We start from the raw sequence: 12,345 nt of genomic DNA, 5'->3' as shown, positions 1-12,345 counted from the left end.
AAAGCGCGAAAGTAAGCAAAGCGCTCCTGCCCCACCACTCGGCACCTCGCTTAGGCTCGGTGTGCCCTCACTCCGGCATTGCTCCGTGGGCCGCCGCGAAGGGCCATCCATGGCTCAGCGCGGCTAACCCGGCATCCATGCCGGGTTGCCCACTGCGCAATGCCTGCGTTCGGGCATGCCGAGCCCTAGCGAGGCACCGAGTGGTGGGGCATACCGCATAAAGCGTTTTGCTTACTTTTGCGCTTTTCAAAAGTGAGCCCCTGTAAGAGCGGAACCATAAGTAGCCGTTACCGCAGCAACGGATATTCACACCAATCCACCAATAAATGCAGCCAAAAAAAATGCCCACATCTCACGACACAGGCATTTTCCTCAGCGAACAGCGAACAGATCACCCGCTCCGCTACTTCACCACCTTAAGACTAGGCCTACCGCTAGGACGCGGCGGCTCGTCATCCGGTGGTGGCAGGTCATCATCCGGCTCGAACTCTTCTTCACCGTCCAACGGCGCTTCCAGCTCAAACACCATGCCCTGGCCATTCTCCCGGGCATAAATCCCCAGAATCGCAGCAACTGGCACGTACAGGGTGTGCGGCACACCACCGAAGCGCCCTTCAAAGCTGACGGCGTCATTATCCATGTGCAGGTGACGCACAGCGGCTGGCGACACGTTCAGGACAATCTGCCCATCATTGGCAAAACCCTGCGGCACCTGCACCGACGGAAATTCGGCATTGACCAACATGTGCGGGGTGCAATCATTGTCCACAATCCACTCGTAGAGCGCGCGGACCAGATAAGGTCGACTGGAGTTCATAGCGGCTCCCTAAGCCTTAGCGCATGTCACGTTCGACACCAGACAGACTCGCCTGGAAAGCCTCACGCGCGAATTGGCGCTCCATATAATCAAGCAGCGGCTTGGCAGGCCGCGGCAGTTCGATACCCAGAATCGGCAAACGCCAGAGTATGGGCAATAGGCAGCAATCCACCAGACTTTGTTCCTCACTGAGGAAAAACGGCTTATCGACGAATAGCGGCGATACGCCCGTCAGGCTTTCACGCAATTCCTTGCGTGCCACGACCCGCGCCGGCTCCTTGGTCCGGGAATCCAGGATCAGATCCACCAACCCGCACCAGTCACGCTGGATGCGATGGATCAGCAAACGGCTATTGGCACGTGCAACAGGGTACACCGGCAGCAAAGGCGGATGCGGATAACGCTCATCCAGATATTCCATCACCACGGTCGACTCCCACAATGCCAGGTCACGATCGACCAGCGTAGGCAGGCTGCCGTAAGGGTTCACCTCGATCAGCTTCGGCGGCTGACGGCCCGCTTCGACGTAAATGATCTCGGCGCTGACACCCTTCTCTGCCAGTACGATGCGTACCCGGTGGGAATAGTGGTCGGCGGGGTCGGAGTAACAGGCCAACCGATTGGTCACGCCCATGGCGATCCTCCTCGCTTGTTGAAATTATCGAAAAACGGAAAAACGAGCGCGCCCAGAGGGCGTCTCCCGTAACACCTGGCTGGCCAGGCTCGTTACATTAGAGACGCCCTTGGGCGCGCACGATTAACAGCAACGGCTTACAGCTTTATCAATGCACGTCTTTCCAGTATTCACGCTTGAGCAGGTACGCGAATACGAAGAAGAACGCCAGGTACAGCAATACATAGGTACCGATGCGCTGATGCTCCAGCTTCACCGGATTGGCCGAGTAGGCCAGGAAGGTCACCAGGTTCTTGACCTTCTCGTCGAACTGCTCCGGCGTCAGGCTGCCGGTATTCGGCAATACAGTCAGCTGGTCGCAGGCTTCATGAGTCAAAGCGGTGCCGGTCAGCGGGTCGAATTGCTTTTTGCCGCCCTCAACGATCTGAACCTGTTTGCAGCCTACCACCTGGCGCCCCTGGAGGCCGACCAGTACGTTAGGCATGCCGACGTTCGGGAAGACCTTGTTGTTCACGCCCCATGGACGCGCAGGATCTTCGTAGAACGAACGCAGGTAACCATAAAGCCAGTCAGTCCCACGCACACGGGCGACAAGGGTCAGGTCCGGCGGCGCGGCACCGAACCAGGTCTTGGCATCCGCAGGCTGCATGCCGATGGTCATGTGATCGCCCAGCTTGGCACCGGTGAACACCAGTTTCTCGAGCATCACTTCATGAGGAATGCCCAGGTCATCGGCAACACGCTCGTAGCGCTGGAACTTGGCACTGTGGCAACCCATGCAGTAGTTGGCGAACGTACGTGCGCCGTCCTGCATGGCAGCTTTGTCGGAAACGTCGATGTCGACCTTTTCCAGCTCTGGACCACCGTGTTCAGCCGCGAAGGACAATACAGGCATGGCAGCAAGAATCAGTACAGCAAATAGCTTTTTCATCAGCCAGTCACCCTTTCCGGAACCGGTTTGGTCTTCTCGAGCCTTGTGTAGAACGGCATCAGAATGAAGTAGGCGAAGTACAGGAAGGTGCAGACCTGCGACAGCAGCGTCCGACCCGGCGTTGGCGCCAGCACACCCAACACACCCAGGATCACGAACGAGATGCAGAACACCACCAGCCAGATCTTGCTCAGCCAGCCTTTGTAGCGCATCGATTTGACAGGGCTGCGGTCCAGCCACGGCAGGACGAACAGCACTGCGATGGCCGCGCCCATGGCGATAACGCCCATCAGCTTGTCCGGGATCGCCCGCAAAATCGCGTAGAACGGCGTGAAGTACCAGACCGGGGCAATATGCTCAGGGGTCTTGAACGCGTTCGCCTGCTCGAAGTTCGGCTTCTCGAGGAAGTAACCACCCATTTCCGGGAAGAAGAACACGATGGAGCAGAAGATGAACAGGAAGACCACCACGCCGACGATATCTTTCACGGTGTAGTACGGGTGGAAGGCGATGCCATCCAGCGGTACACCGTTCTCGTCCTTGTGCTTCTTGATGTCCACGCCATCGGGGTTGTTCGAGCCGACTTCGTGCAAGGCCAGGATGTGCAGAACCACCAGGCCAAGGATCACGATCGGCAGGGCGACCACGTGCAGGGCGAAGAAGCGGTTCAGGGTAATGCCCGAGATCAGGTAGTCACCGCGAATCCACTGGGTCAGGTCGTCACCGATGACCGGGATCGCACCGAACAGCGAGATGATCACCTGGGCACCCCAGTAGGACATCTGGCCCCACGGCAGCAGGTAGCCCATGAAGGCCTCGGCCATCAGCGCCAGGTAGATCAGCATGCCGAAGACCCACACCAGCTCGCGAGGCTTCTGGTACGAACCGTAGAGCAGGCCACGGAACATGTGCAGGTAGACCACGATGAAGAACGCCGAAGCGCCGGTGGAGTGCAGCAGACGCAGGATCGAGCCGTACTCGACGTCGCGCATGATGTATTCGACGGAGGCAAACGCTTCTTCCGCCGACGGGGTGTAGCTCATGGTCAGCCAGACACCGGTGACGATCTGGTTGACCAGAACGAGCAGCGCCAGGGAGCCAAAGAAGTAGAAGAAGTTGAAGTTCTTCGGAGCGTAGTACTTGCTGAGATGGTCTTCCCACATTTTGGTCGCGGGAAAGCGCGCATCAACCCAATCCATGAATTTGCTCATCACGCTTTCTCCGTATCGACGCCAACGACAATGATGTCATCGGTCTCATAGGAATGCGGGGGAACTGGCAGGTTCAGAGGTGCAGGCTGCGACTTGTAGACGCGACCGGCCAGGTCGTAGTGGGAGCCGTGGCAAGGGCAGAAATAACCACCGACCCAGTCCTTGCCCAAGTCGGCAGGCGCCACTTCAGGGCGGAACGTTGGCGAGCAACCCAGGTGCGTACAGATCCCGATCAGCAGCAGGACCTCTGGCTTGATCGAACGCGTCTGCGGGTCGACATAGGTCGGTTGCGTAGAGTTCTTGGAGGACGGGTCGGACAACTGACCCTCGATCTTTTTCAGATTCCCCAGGATTTCCTCTGTACGGCGGACGATGAACACCGGCTGGCCGCGCCACTCAGCAATCATCTGCTGGCCTGGCTCGATCTTGCTGACATTCACTTTCACCGGTGCACCTGCGGCTTTCGCCTTGGCACTGGGAAACCATGACCCCACGAACGGGACCGCAGCCCCCACCGCTCCTGCAGCACCCACCACGGATGTGGCTGCTACCAGGAAGCGACGCCGGCCTGCATTCACGCCGTCATTGCTCATTCAGTCCTCTCCCATCAGCTTTGTGGCCTGTTAGATCAGGCGTCTACTAAGTAAAAATCTGAACTTATAAAAATTTTGCCGAATGGTAATGAAAAGCCCCAATTCTGACAAGGTAATTACCAAGCGGCCAAACCGCCAAGCCTTGTAGTATAGGGGCTCTACGAATGTGGCAAGTTGTCACAGAGCAATTCTTTTGCCCATAAAAAAACGCCCAGCTCCGTGAGGAACTGGGCGCCTTTTGAAAGCGGAAGCGAAATTAACGCTTCGAGTACTGCGGACGCTTACGCGCTTTACGCAGACCGACTTTCTTACGTTCAACTTCGCGAGCATCGCGAGTTACGAAGCCGGCTTTGCGCAGAGCACCACGCAGAGTCTCGTCGTAATCCATCAGGGCGCGAGTGATGCCGTGGCGGATTGCGCCAGCTTGACCACTTACACCACCACCGATAACGGTGACGTAGATGTCGAATTTTTCGACGGTCTCGGTCAGTTCCAGCGGCTGACGAACTACCATGCGGGCAGTTTCGCGGCCGAAGAAGTTATCCAGGGAGCGGTTGTTGATGGAGATATTACCAGTGCCCGGACGCAGGAAAACGCGTGCGGTTGCAGTCTTGCGACGGCCAGTGCCGTAATTTTGAGTCGCCGACATAATGAACTATTCCGTTAAAACTTCAGTTCTTGGGGCTGCTGAGCAGTATGAGGGTGAGCAGCGCCCGCATAAACCTTCAGCTTACGATACATGTCGCGACCCAGTGGGTTTTTAGGCAGCATGCCTTTAACCGCGGTCTCGATCACGCGCTCAGGGGCTTTGGCGATCAGCTTTTCAAAGTTGATCGACTTGATGCCGCCAGGAAAACCGGAGTGGGAGTAGTACATTTTGTCAGTGGTTTTAGCGCCAGTAACACGTACTTGCTCAGCGTTGATCACGACGATGTAGTCACCGGTGTCAACGTGAGGGGTGTACTCAGGCTTGTGCTTGCCACGCAGACGGCTCGCGATTTCGGTGGCCAGACGACCCAGGGTCTGACCAGCAGCGTCGACGACAAACCAGTCGCGCTTTACTGTTTCCGGTTTAGCAGTAAAAGTTTTCATTCTTTATAGCCTCAGGGGCCGCCCTGTAAATTAGACGGCGGATCTTACTGAATAGTGCGTACTTTGACAAGTCAAAGGCAGCCGGATACAGACGCTTTCGGGGGCTCGGGTCGGCGCGTCCGTTCAACGGCAAGATTCTTCGGCGGCGGCGCATCACTTCCACTGCAGAAAGAGGTGCGCAATTATGCAGATTGCGAAAAATATTTCAACCTGCTTTTATGATTGTTTTGCCCAAGGAGTTCCCGATGGACTATCGCCCGCTAGGCCGTACCGATCTGAACGTAAGTGCCCTGTGCCTCGGAACCATGACCTGGGGTGAGCAGAACAGCGAGGCCGAGGCCTTCGCCCAGATCGAACGCGCCAAGGGTGCCGGCATCAATTTCATCGACACCGCCGAGATGTACCCGGTGCCGCCCAAGGCCGAAACCTACGCCACCACCGAGCGCTACATCGGCAATTACTTCAAGAGTCGCGGCGATCGTGCCGACTGGATCCTGGCGAGCAAGATCGCCGGCCCCGGCAACACTATCGACTACATCCGCGACAAGAACCTCAAGCACAACCGCCGCCACATCGTCGAAGCCGTGGACGCCAGCCTCAAGCGCCTGCAAACCGACTACATCGACCTCTATCAGTTGCACTGGCCCGAGCGCAGCACCAACTTCTTCGGTCAACTGGGCTACCAGCACAAGGCCGACGAAACGTTCACCCCGCTGGAGGAAACCCTCGAAGCCCTGGACGAACAGGTTCGCGCCGGCAAGATCCGCCATATCGGCCTGTCCAACGAAACGCCGTGGGGCACCATGAAGTTCCTTGCCCTGGCCGAGGCCCGTGGCTGGCCGCGAGCGGTGTCGATCCAGAACCCGTACAACCTGCTCAACCGCAGCTTCGAGATCGGCCTGTCGGAAATCGCCATTCGCGAGCAATGCGGCTTGCTGGCTTATTCGCCACTGGCGTTCGGCTTTCTGTCGGGCAAATACGAAAACGGCGCACGGCCAGCCAAGGGCCGCCTGACGCTGTACAGCCGCTTCATGCGTTACTTCAACCCGCAATCGGAAGCGGCGTGCAGCCGTTATGTGGCCCTGGCCCGCGAACATGGCCTGGACCCGGCGCAGATGGCCCTGGCGTTCGTCACCCGGCAGCCGTTCGTGACCAGCAACATCATTGGCGCCACCACGCTGGAGCAACTGGACAGCAACATTGCCAGCTTCGACCTGAAGCTGTCGGACGAAGTGCTGGCGGGGATCGAGGCGATTCACAAGGATCAGCCGAACCCGGCCCCTTGATCGATTCATAGGCCCCATCGCGAGCAAGCTCGCTCCCACAAGGGTTCTGTGCTGGTTACAACACAGTGATCAGACACAAATCGCCTGTGTGCGAACTTGCTCGCGATAGAGGCCCCAAGTTCACCACCGCATCAAAGCGACCGCGCAATGATCTCCTTCATGATCTCATTGGTCCCGGCATAGATCCGCTGCACCCGCGCATCCGCCCACGCCCGGGCAATCGGGTATTCCCACATGAAGCCGTAGCCGCCATGCAACTGCACGCACTCGTCGAGCACCTTGCATTGCAGGTCGGTGCCCCAGTACTTGGCCATCGCCGCCGTCGGCACGTCCAGCTTGCCTTGCAGGTGCAATTCCAGGCAGCGGTCGACGAAGACCCGGCCGATCTGGATTTCGGTGGCCATTTCCGCGAGCTTGAAACGGGTGTTCTGGAAGTCCGCGATGGATTTGCCAAATGCCTTGCGCTCGCGGGTGTAGTCCAGAGTCCATTGCAGCGCCGCTTCAGCCGATGCCAGGCCGCCGATGGCGACGGTCAGGCGCTCCTGGGGTAGCTCCTGCATCAAGTAGGCGAAGCCCATGCCGGCCTGCCCCAGCAGGTTCTCCTTCGGCACGCGGACATCCTGGAAGAACAATTCCGACGTGTCCTGGGCCTTCATGCCGACTTTTTCCAGGCGTTTGCCCTTTTCAAAACCCAGCGTGCCCGCCTCCACCAGGAACAGGCTGGTGCCCTTGGCGCCGGCCTTCGGATCGGTCTTGGCGACCACGATCACCAGGTCCGCCAGGAAACCATTGGTGATGAACGTCTTCGAGCCGTTGATGACGTATTCGTCGCCGTCCAGCACCGCCGTGGTCTTCACCCCTTGCAGGTCGGAACCGGCGCCCGGCTCGGTCATGGCGATGGCCGTGACCATTTCGCCGGACACCAGTTTCGGCAGGTACTTGTGTTTCAGCGCCTCACTGCCGTAATGCAGAATGTACGGCGCGACGATGTCGGAATGCAGCGAGAACCCGATCCCCGTCAGCCCCAGGCGGCCGATTTCCTCGATCACCACCGTGCTGTAGAGAAAATCGGCGTCCAGCCCCCCATAGGCTTCTGGAAGGTGCGAGCACAACATGCCCGCCTCCCCTGCCTTGTTCCAGAGCTGGCGATCGACATGTCCCTGTTTTTCCCACTGGCTGTGGTACGGCACGGCTTCTTTTTCGAGGAAGGTTCGTACGCTGTCGCGAAACAATTCGTGTTCGGGACTGAACAGTGTTCTGGGGATCATGGCGCACCTTTGGTTTTTGTTGGGCGTGGTTATCCGACAGAGCCTAAGCCTGCGGGGTACGACAGGACACTGGACACATCCGACAAAAAATAAGACGATCCAGCCGTCTGGTGACCACTTTCCCCTATAAAAATAAAGATGAATTATGTCTATGCACGCCTCCACGCCCTTGCGGCGCGTCAGCATCCTGGCAATCGACCGGGTCTTCGCCTCGACCCTCATGCAAGCCAAGGATTTTTTCCACCTGGCCAGCCTGCGCTATGGCAAACAACTGGGCCACGGCCTGACGCCGGCTTTTGAAACCCGACTGGTCAGCCCCGATGGCAAACCGGTGAACAGCTTCAGCGATGTAATCATGCCGGTGGACGGTGGCCTGGATAACACTGATGTCATCATCCTGCCGGCCTTCTGGGATGATTTCGCCACCCTCTGCCAACGTTATCCCCAGGTCCTGCCTTGGCTGCGAGAACAACACGCGCGCGGCGCGGTACTCTGCGGCGAAGCCACCGGGGTGTTCTGGCTGGCGGAGGCCGGGCTGCTCGACGGCAAGGAAGCCACCACCTACTGGCGTTTCTTCAATGCCTTCAAGGAACGCTTCCCCCAGGTACACCTGAACCAGGACAAGCACCTGACCGACGCCGACAACCTGTTCTGCGCCGGCGGCACGACCTCAGCCTGCGACCTCTACATTTACCTCATTGAACGCTTCTGTGGCGCCAACGTCGCCCAGGCCGTAGCGCGGGACATCTTGTATGAGGTGCAACGCAGCTATTCGCCAGGACGGATCGGCTTCGGCGGGCAGAAACTGCACCAGGACGTGATCATCCTCCAGATCCAGCAATGGCTCGAAGAGCACTTCGCCGATAAATTCCGCTTCGAGGATGTTGCCCGGGAACATGGCATGAGCATCCGCAATTTCATGCGCCGCTTCCAGACCGCCACGGGCGACAAACCGCTGCATTACCTGCAACGGCTGCGGATCGAAACCGCCAAGGGCCTGCTCTCCGGTAGCCGCAAGAGCATCAAGACCATCAGCTATGAAGTTGGCTATGACGACGCGAGCTTTTTCGCCCGGCTGTTCCGGCAACATACCGACCTGTCGCCGAACCAGTATCGGCAGCAGTTTCAGCAGGCGGCATGAACCTGAGCTGAATGCAAGCCCGCTCCCACAGGGTTTTGCAGTGAATGACTGATTTCGAGCGTACAAAAAAAGGCCTGCGATCGCAGGCCTTTTTTTTGCTTTGCGAATCGCCCTACGGCTTATGCGCCCGCGCCAGGAATTCGTGGGACTGCATTTCCAGCAGGCGACTCAGGGTCCGCTGGAATTCGAAGGTCAAGCGACCGCCGGTGTAGAGGTCCTTGAGTTCGACTTCGGCCGAAATGATCAGCTTCACGTTACGGTCGTAGAACTCGTCGACCATGTTGATGAAACGGCGGGCGATGTCGTCGGTGGTGACGCTCATCTGCTCGACATTGCTCAGCAGCACGGCGTGGAAGATCTTGCCCAGTTCGATGTAATCGTTCTGGCTGCGGGGCCCGTCACACAGTTCGCGGAAGTCGAACCAGGCCACGTCATCGCACGTACGCACGGCGCGGATTTCGCGATTTTCGATGACCAATACATCATTTTCCACGGCCTGGGTGCATTCCGGCGTCAGGGCGCGGAAGCTCTTGCGCAGGCTCTCTTGGGCAGCGGCATCCAGCGGAAAGTGGAACAGCTCCGCTTGTTCGAGGTGACGCAGGCGGTAGTCGACGCCGCTGTCGACGTTGACGATTTCAGTGTGTTCCTTGATCAGCGCGATGGCCGGCAGGAAGCGCGCCCGCTGCAGGCCGTCCTTGTACAGGCCGTCCGGCACGATGTTCGAGGTGGCGACCAGGGTCACGCCGTTCTTGAACAGCTCTTCCATCAAGGTGCCGAGGATCATGGCGTCGGTGATGTCGGAAACGAAGAATTCATCGAAGCAGATCACCCGGGTCTCGTCGGAAAACCGCTTGGCGATGATGGTCAGCGGGTTCTTCTCGCCGCCCAGGGTCTTCATTTCCTCGTGCACGCGCTTCATGAAGCGGTGGAAGTGCGTGCGTGTCTTTTCCTTGAACGGCAGCGCTTCGAAGAAGGTGTCCACCAGGTAGGTCTTGCCACGGCCCACGCCGCCCCAGAAATACAGGCCCTTGACCGGTGCCTGGTCTTTTTTGCCGAACAGTTTGCCCAACAGACCCGGCTTGTTGTTCGAGGCCGCGACCAGGTCGTCGTACAGGCGCTGCAAATGCCGCACCGCCGTTTCCTGGGCTGCGTCGTGGAAGAACTCCGGGCGTTTCAGATCAGCTTGATATCGTTCTAGGGGCGTCATATTCGTTAGCAAGGCAACAAAAACGGGCCGTCACTGTAGCGACGGCCCAGAGGAATGGCAATCGGCCCTTACTCGGGCCGATGGTCGGATGACGTGCCGGATCAGTCCTGGGCAGGCGTCAAGGCAACACGCAGCGCATCGACGGCGGCATCCCGCGCGGCGCTGTCAGCAAAAGCCGGGCTATTCGCCACGCACTCGCCGTCGAGCCAGACGCTGAAACCCAGGTCGTCGCTGCGTACATCCAAGGGCTGGCCGGACTGCAATTGCTTGGTCACCTGCCCCGCGGTCTTGCCGTCGGCAAAATGGTTCGACAGCAACAGTTGCTCGCCGTCGGCGGACAGCAGTCGGAAGCGGAAACTGCCGTCGTCTTCGCGAAAACTGACGAAGCGTGCTGTCTTGGCGGCTTTCTTCTTGGTGCTGGCGGCCACCTGGACCTGGCTGACAAACGAACGCAGGCCAACGGCCTCGCGCAGTTCGTTGAGGAACGGCGTTGCCACGGCCCGGGCTTTTTTCGCGCCCAGTTGCAGGATGTCTTCAAGGTCCGATGGGCGCTCGATGAACTGGTGATAGCGCTCGCGCGCTTCACCCAGCTCGCTGTCGAGCAACTGGAACAGGCGGTTCTTGGCTTCGCCCCAACCCAGGCCCTGCAGCAGTTCGTTGCGGAACTCGGCGGACTGTTCGGCAGTGGCGAAAGCCTGGAACAGGGTGAACAGATGCGAATTGTCCGGATCCTTGGCTTCGCCCGGGGCACGCGAGTCGGTGACGATCCGCGAGATCGCGTCCTTCATGTCCTTGGCGCTGCTGAACAACGGGATAGTGTTGTCGTAGCTCTTGGACATCTTGCGGCCATCGAGGCCCGGCAGCGTGGCGACGCTTTCTTCGATCAGCGCCTCGGGCATGGTGAAGAACTCCTTGCCCTGGCCGAACAGGTGGTTGAAGCGCTGGCCGATGTCGCGGGCCATTTCCACGTGCTGGATCTGGTCGCGACCGACCGGCACCTTGTGGGCGTTGAACATCAGGATGTCGGCGGCCATCAACACCGGGTAGCTGTACAGCCCCATGGTGATGCCAGCGTCCGGGTCTTCGCCGGCCTCGACGTTCTTGTCCACCGACGCCTTGTAGGCGTGGGCACGGTTGAGCAAGCCCTTGGCGGCGACACAGGTCAGCAGCCAGGTCAGCTCCGGAATCTCGGGAATATCGGACTGGCGATAGAACGTCACGCGGTCCACATCCAGGCCACCGGCCAGCCACGTAGCGGCGATTTCCAGGCGCGAACGCTGGATACGCAGCGGGTCATCGCACTTGATCAGGGCGTGGTAGTCAGCCAGGAAGTAGAACGAATCGGCGTTGCTGTCTCGGCTGGCGAGGATCGCCGGACGGATGGCGCCGGCATAGTTGCCCAGGTGTGGGGTGCCGGTGGTGGTGATGCCGGTCAGAATACGGGTACGCGTCGTCATGGGTTATCGCTTGTCAGACTGCTGTCAATTCGAGAGGCGCGGCAGGATCAGATCCTTGAGATCGGTCAGCTTGCCATGAAAAAAGTGTCCGCATTCTGCCACTTTCAGCAGCTCATGGGGACGTTGGAGCGTGTCGGACCATTCGTAAACCAATTGCGGATCGACCACTTCGTCGGTTTCCGGCTGGATCACGGTCAACTGGCCGCTCATCGGTAAGGGCGACTGCTCGTCCAGGCGCATCACCGCCGGGGCCACCATGAACAGGTGCTTGACCGGCTGACCCTGGGCTTCCAGGCGCCCGCCCAGGCTGGCGGCGACGAAGCCACCGAAGGAAAAGCCGAACAGTGTCAGGGGCAATTGCGGGTATTTTTCCCGCAGCCATTGCGCGACAGCCTGGGCGTCGTCCACTTCTCCGGTGCCCATGTCATGATTGCCGGCACTGGCACCTACGCCACGATAATTGAAACGCAACGTAACCAGGCCAGCATCGCGGGCAGTGCGTTGCAGGGTCGAGACCACTTTGTTGAGCATGGTCCCACCCTGCACCGGGTTCGGGTGGCAGATCAGCGCCAGGCCACGGGGAGCCTCGCTGTCCAGGTACAAGGCTTCCAGTTGGCCCACCGGGCCATCGATGACTACAGGGGTTTCGCGCATAAGCAAGGGAAAGAACTCCGTGACCTCGAATAGGGTCGACTCGTCTAGCTAAAG

Annotated in this window: 13 protein-coding genes; 2 read left to right on the top strand and 11 right to left on the bottom strand. The window is 59.1% G+C overall.

Annotated features, from left to right (window positions below):
* Window positions 1-403: 403 nt before the first annotated feature.
* From TK06_RS26655 to rplM, 7 genes are all read right to left on the bottom strand, one after another.
* A complete protein-coding gene (locus TK06_RS26655) occupies window positions 404-817 on the bottom strand; it encodes a ClpXP protease specificity-enhancing factor (protein WP_053124982.1) in 414 nt (137 codons plus the stop codon).
* 16 nt (window positions 818-833) lie between these two features.
* The gene (locus TK06_RS26650; protein WP_003178195.1) at window positions 834-1,451 is read right to left on the bottom strand and encodes a glutathione S-transferase N-terminal domain-containing protein; all 618 of its coding nucleotides are present in this window, start codon (window positions 1,449-1,451) and stop codon (window positions 834-836) included.
* 148 nt (window positions 1,452-1,599) lie between these two features.
* A complete protein-coding gene (locus tag TK06_RS26645; RefSeq protein WP_063324477.1) occupies window positions 1,600-2,382 on the bottom strand; it encodes a cytochrome c1 in 783 nt (260 codons plus the stop codon).
* Window positions 2,382-3,593, bottom strand: coding sequence for a cytochrome b (locus tag TK06_RS26640; protein WP_063324476.1), 1,212 nt, complete (start codon window positions 3,591-3,593; stop codon window positions 2,382-2,384). Before TK06_RS26640 ends, TK06_RS26645 begins: the two co-directional genes overlap by 1 nt.
* A complete protein-coding gene (gene petA / locus TK06_RS26635) occupies window positions 3,593-4,186 on the bottom strand; it encodes a ubiquinol-cytochrome c reductase iron-sulfur subunit (protein ID WP_060740746.1) in 594 nt (197 codons plus the stop codon). The genes TK06_RS26640 and petA overlap by 1 nt, the downstream gene beginning before the upstream one ends.
* 256 nt (window positions 4,187-4,442) lie before the next feature.
* The gene (rpsI, locus tag TK06_RS26630) at window positions 4,443-4,835 is read right to left on the bottom strand and encodes a 30S ribosomal protein S9 (protein WP_003205364.1); all 393 of its coding nucleotides are present in this window, start codon (window positions 4,833-4,835) and stop codon (window positions 4,443-4,445) included.
* A 14-nt stretch (window positions 4,836-4,849) separates the two neighbouring features.
* Entirely contained in the window at window positions 4,850-5,278 is a 429-nt protein-coding gene (gene rplM, locus TK06_RS26625; protein WP_003205365.1) for a 50S ribosomal protein L13, read from the bottom strand.
* A gap of 245 nt (window positions 5,279-5,523) precedes the next feature.
* Between rplM and TK06_RS26620 the strand changes: the two genes are divergently transcribed.
* Window positions 5,524-6,564 carry an NADP(H)-dependent aldo-keto reductase gene (locus tag TK06_RS26620; RefSeq protein WP_063324475.1) on the top strand — a complete coding sequence of 347 codons (1,041 nt, stop codon included), beginning with the start codon at window positions 5,524-5,526 and terminating at the stop codon, window positions 6,562-6,564.
* Between the two features lie 131 nt (window positions 6,565-6,695).
* Here TK06_RS26620 and TK06_RS26615 read toward each other — a convergent pair whose 3' ends face one another.
* A complete protein-coding gene (locus TK06_RS26615) occupies window positions 6,696-7,832 on the bottom strand; it encodes an acyl-CoA dehydrogenase family protein (RefSeq protein WP_063324474.1) in 1,137 nt (378 codons plus the stop codon).
* A gap of 244 nt (window positions 7,833-8,076) precedes the next feature.
* Between TK06_RS26615 and TK06_RS26610 the strand changes: the two genes are divergently transcribed.
* The gene (locus TK06_RS26610; protein WP_203417450.1) at window positions 8,077-8,973 is read left to right on the top strand and encodes a GlxA family transcriptional regulator; all 897 of its coding nucleotides are present in this window, start codon (window positions 8,077-8,079) and stop codon (window positions 8,971-8,973) included.
* Between the two features lie 112 nt (window positions 8,974-9,085).
* On the opposite strand, the gene zapE is transcribed toward TK06_RS26610, so the two are convergent.
* The 3 genes from zapE to TK06_RS26595 form a co-directional block, all read right to left on the bottom strand.
* Window positions 9,086-10,180, bottom strand: coding sequence for a cell division protein ZapE (gene zapE, locus TK06_RS26605; protein ID WP_063324472.1), 1,095 nt, complete (start codon window positions 10,178-10,180; stop codon window positions 9,086-9,088).
* A gap of 101 nt (window positions 10,181-10,281) precedes the next feature.
* Window positions 10,282-11,637, bottom strand: coding sequence for a tryptophan--tRNA ligase (locus TK06_RS26600; RefSeq protein WP_063324471.1), 1,356 nt, complete (start codon window positions 11,635-11,637; stop codon window positions 10,282-10,284).
* A 24-nt stretch (window positions 11,638-11,661) separates the two neighbouring features.
* Window positions 11,662-12,291 (bottom strand): alpha/beta hydrolase, encoded by a 630-nt coding sequence (locus TK06_RS26595; RefSeq protein WP_063324470.1) that lies wholly within the window; start codon window positions 12,289-12,291, stop codon window positions 11,662-11,664.
* Window positions 12,292-12,345 lie beyond the last annotated feature (54 nt).

Origin of the sequence: Pseudomonas fluorescens (assembly GCF_001623525.1) — a bacterium.
Taxonomy (GTDB): Bacteria; Pseudomonadota; Gammaproteobacteria; order Pseudomonadales; family Pseudomonadaceae; genus Aquipseudomonas; species Aquipseudomonas fluorescens_Q.
This window is presented reverse-complemented; position numbering and strand designations above follow the sequence as displayed.

Excerpts from the sequence above, each read along its gene's own strand:
- petA (WP_060740746.1), bottom strand. The coding sequence starts at position 4,186 with ATGAGCAATGACGGCGTGAATGCAGGCCGGCGTCGCTTCCTGGTAGCA.
- zapE (WP_063324472.1), bottom strand. The coding sequence starts at position 10,180 with ATGACGCCCCTAGAACGATATCAAGCTGATCTGAAACGCCCGGAGTTC.
- rplM (WP_003205365.1), bottom strand. The coding sequence starts at position 5,278 with ATGAAAACTTTTACTGCTAAACCGGAAACAGTAAAGCGCGACTGGTTT.
- TK06_RS26645 (WP_063324477.1), bottom strand. The coding sequence starts at position 2,382 with ATGAAAAAGCTATTTGCTGTACTGATTCTTGCTGCCATGCCTGTATTG.
- TK06_RS26600 (WP_063324471.1), bottom strand. The coding sequence starts at position 11,637 with ATGACGACGCGTACCCGTATTCTGACCGGCATCACCACCACCGGCACC.
- TK06_RS26615 (WP_063324474.1), bottom strand. The coding sequence starts at position 7,832 with ATGATCCCCAGAACACTGTTCAGTCCCGAACACGAATTGTTTCGCGAC.
- TK06_RS26595 (WP_063324470.1), bottom strand. The coding sequence starts at position 12,291 with ATGCGCGAAACCCCTGTAGTCATCGATGGCCCGGTGGGCCAACTGGAA.
- rpsI (WP_003205364.1), bottom strand. The coding sequence starts at position 4,835 with ATGTCGGCGACTCAAAATTACGGCACTGGCCGTCGCAAGACTGCAACC.
- TK06_RS26640 (WP_063324476.1), bottom strand. The coding sequence starts at position 3,593 with ATGAGCAAATTCATGGATTGGGTTGATGCGCGCTTTCCCGCGACCAAA.
- TK06_RS26650 (WP_003178195.1), bottom strand. The coding sequence starts at position 1,451 with ATGGGCGTGACCAATCGGTTGGCCTGTTACTCCGACCCCGCCGACCAC.
- TK06_RS26620 (WP_063324475.1), top strand. The coding sequence starts at position 5,524 with ATGGACTATCGCCCGCTAGGCCGTACCGATCTGAACGTAAGTGCCCTG.
- TK06_RS26655 (WP_053124982.1), bottom strand. The coding sequence starts at position 817 with ATGAACTCCAGTCGACCTTATCTGGTCCGCGCGCTCTACGAGTGGATT.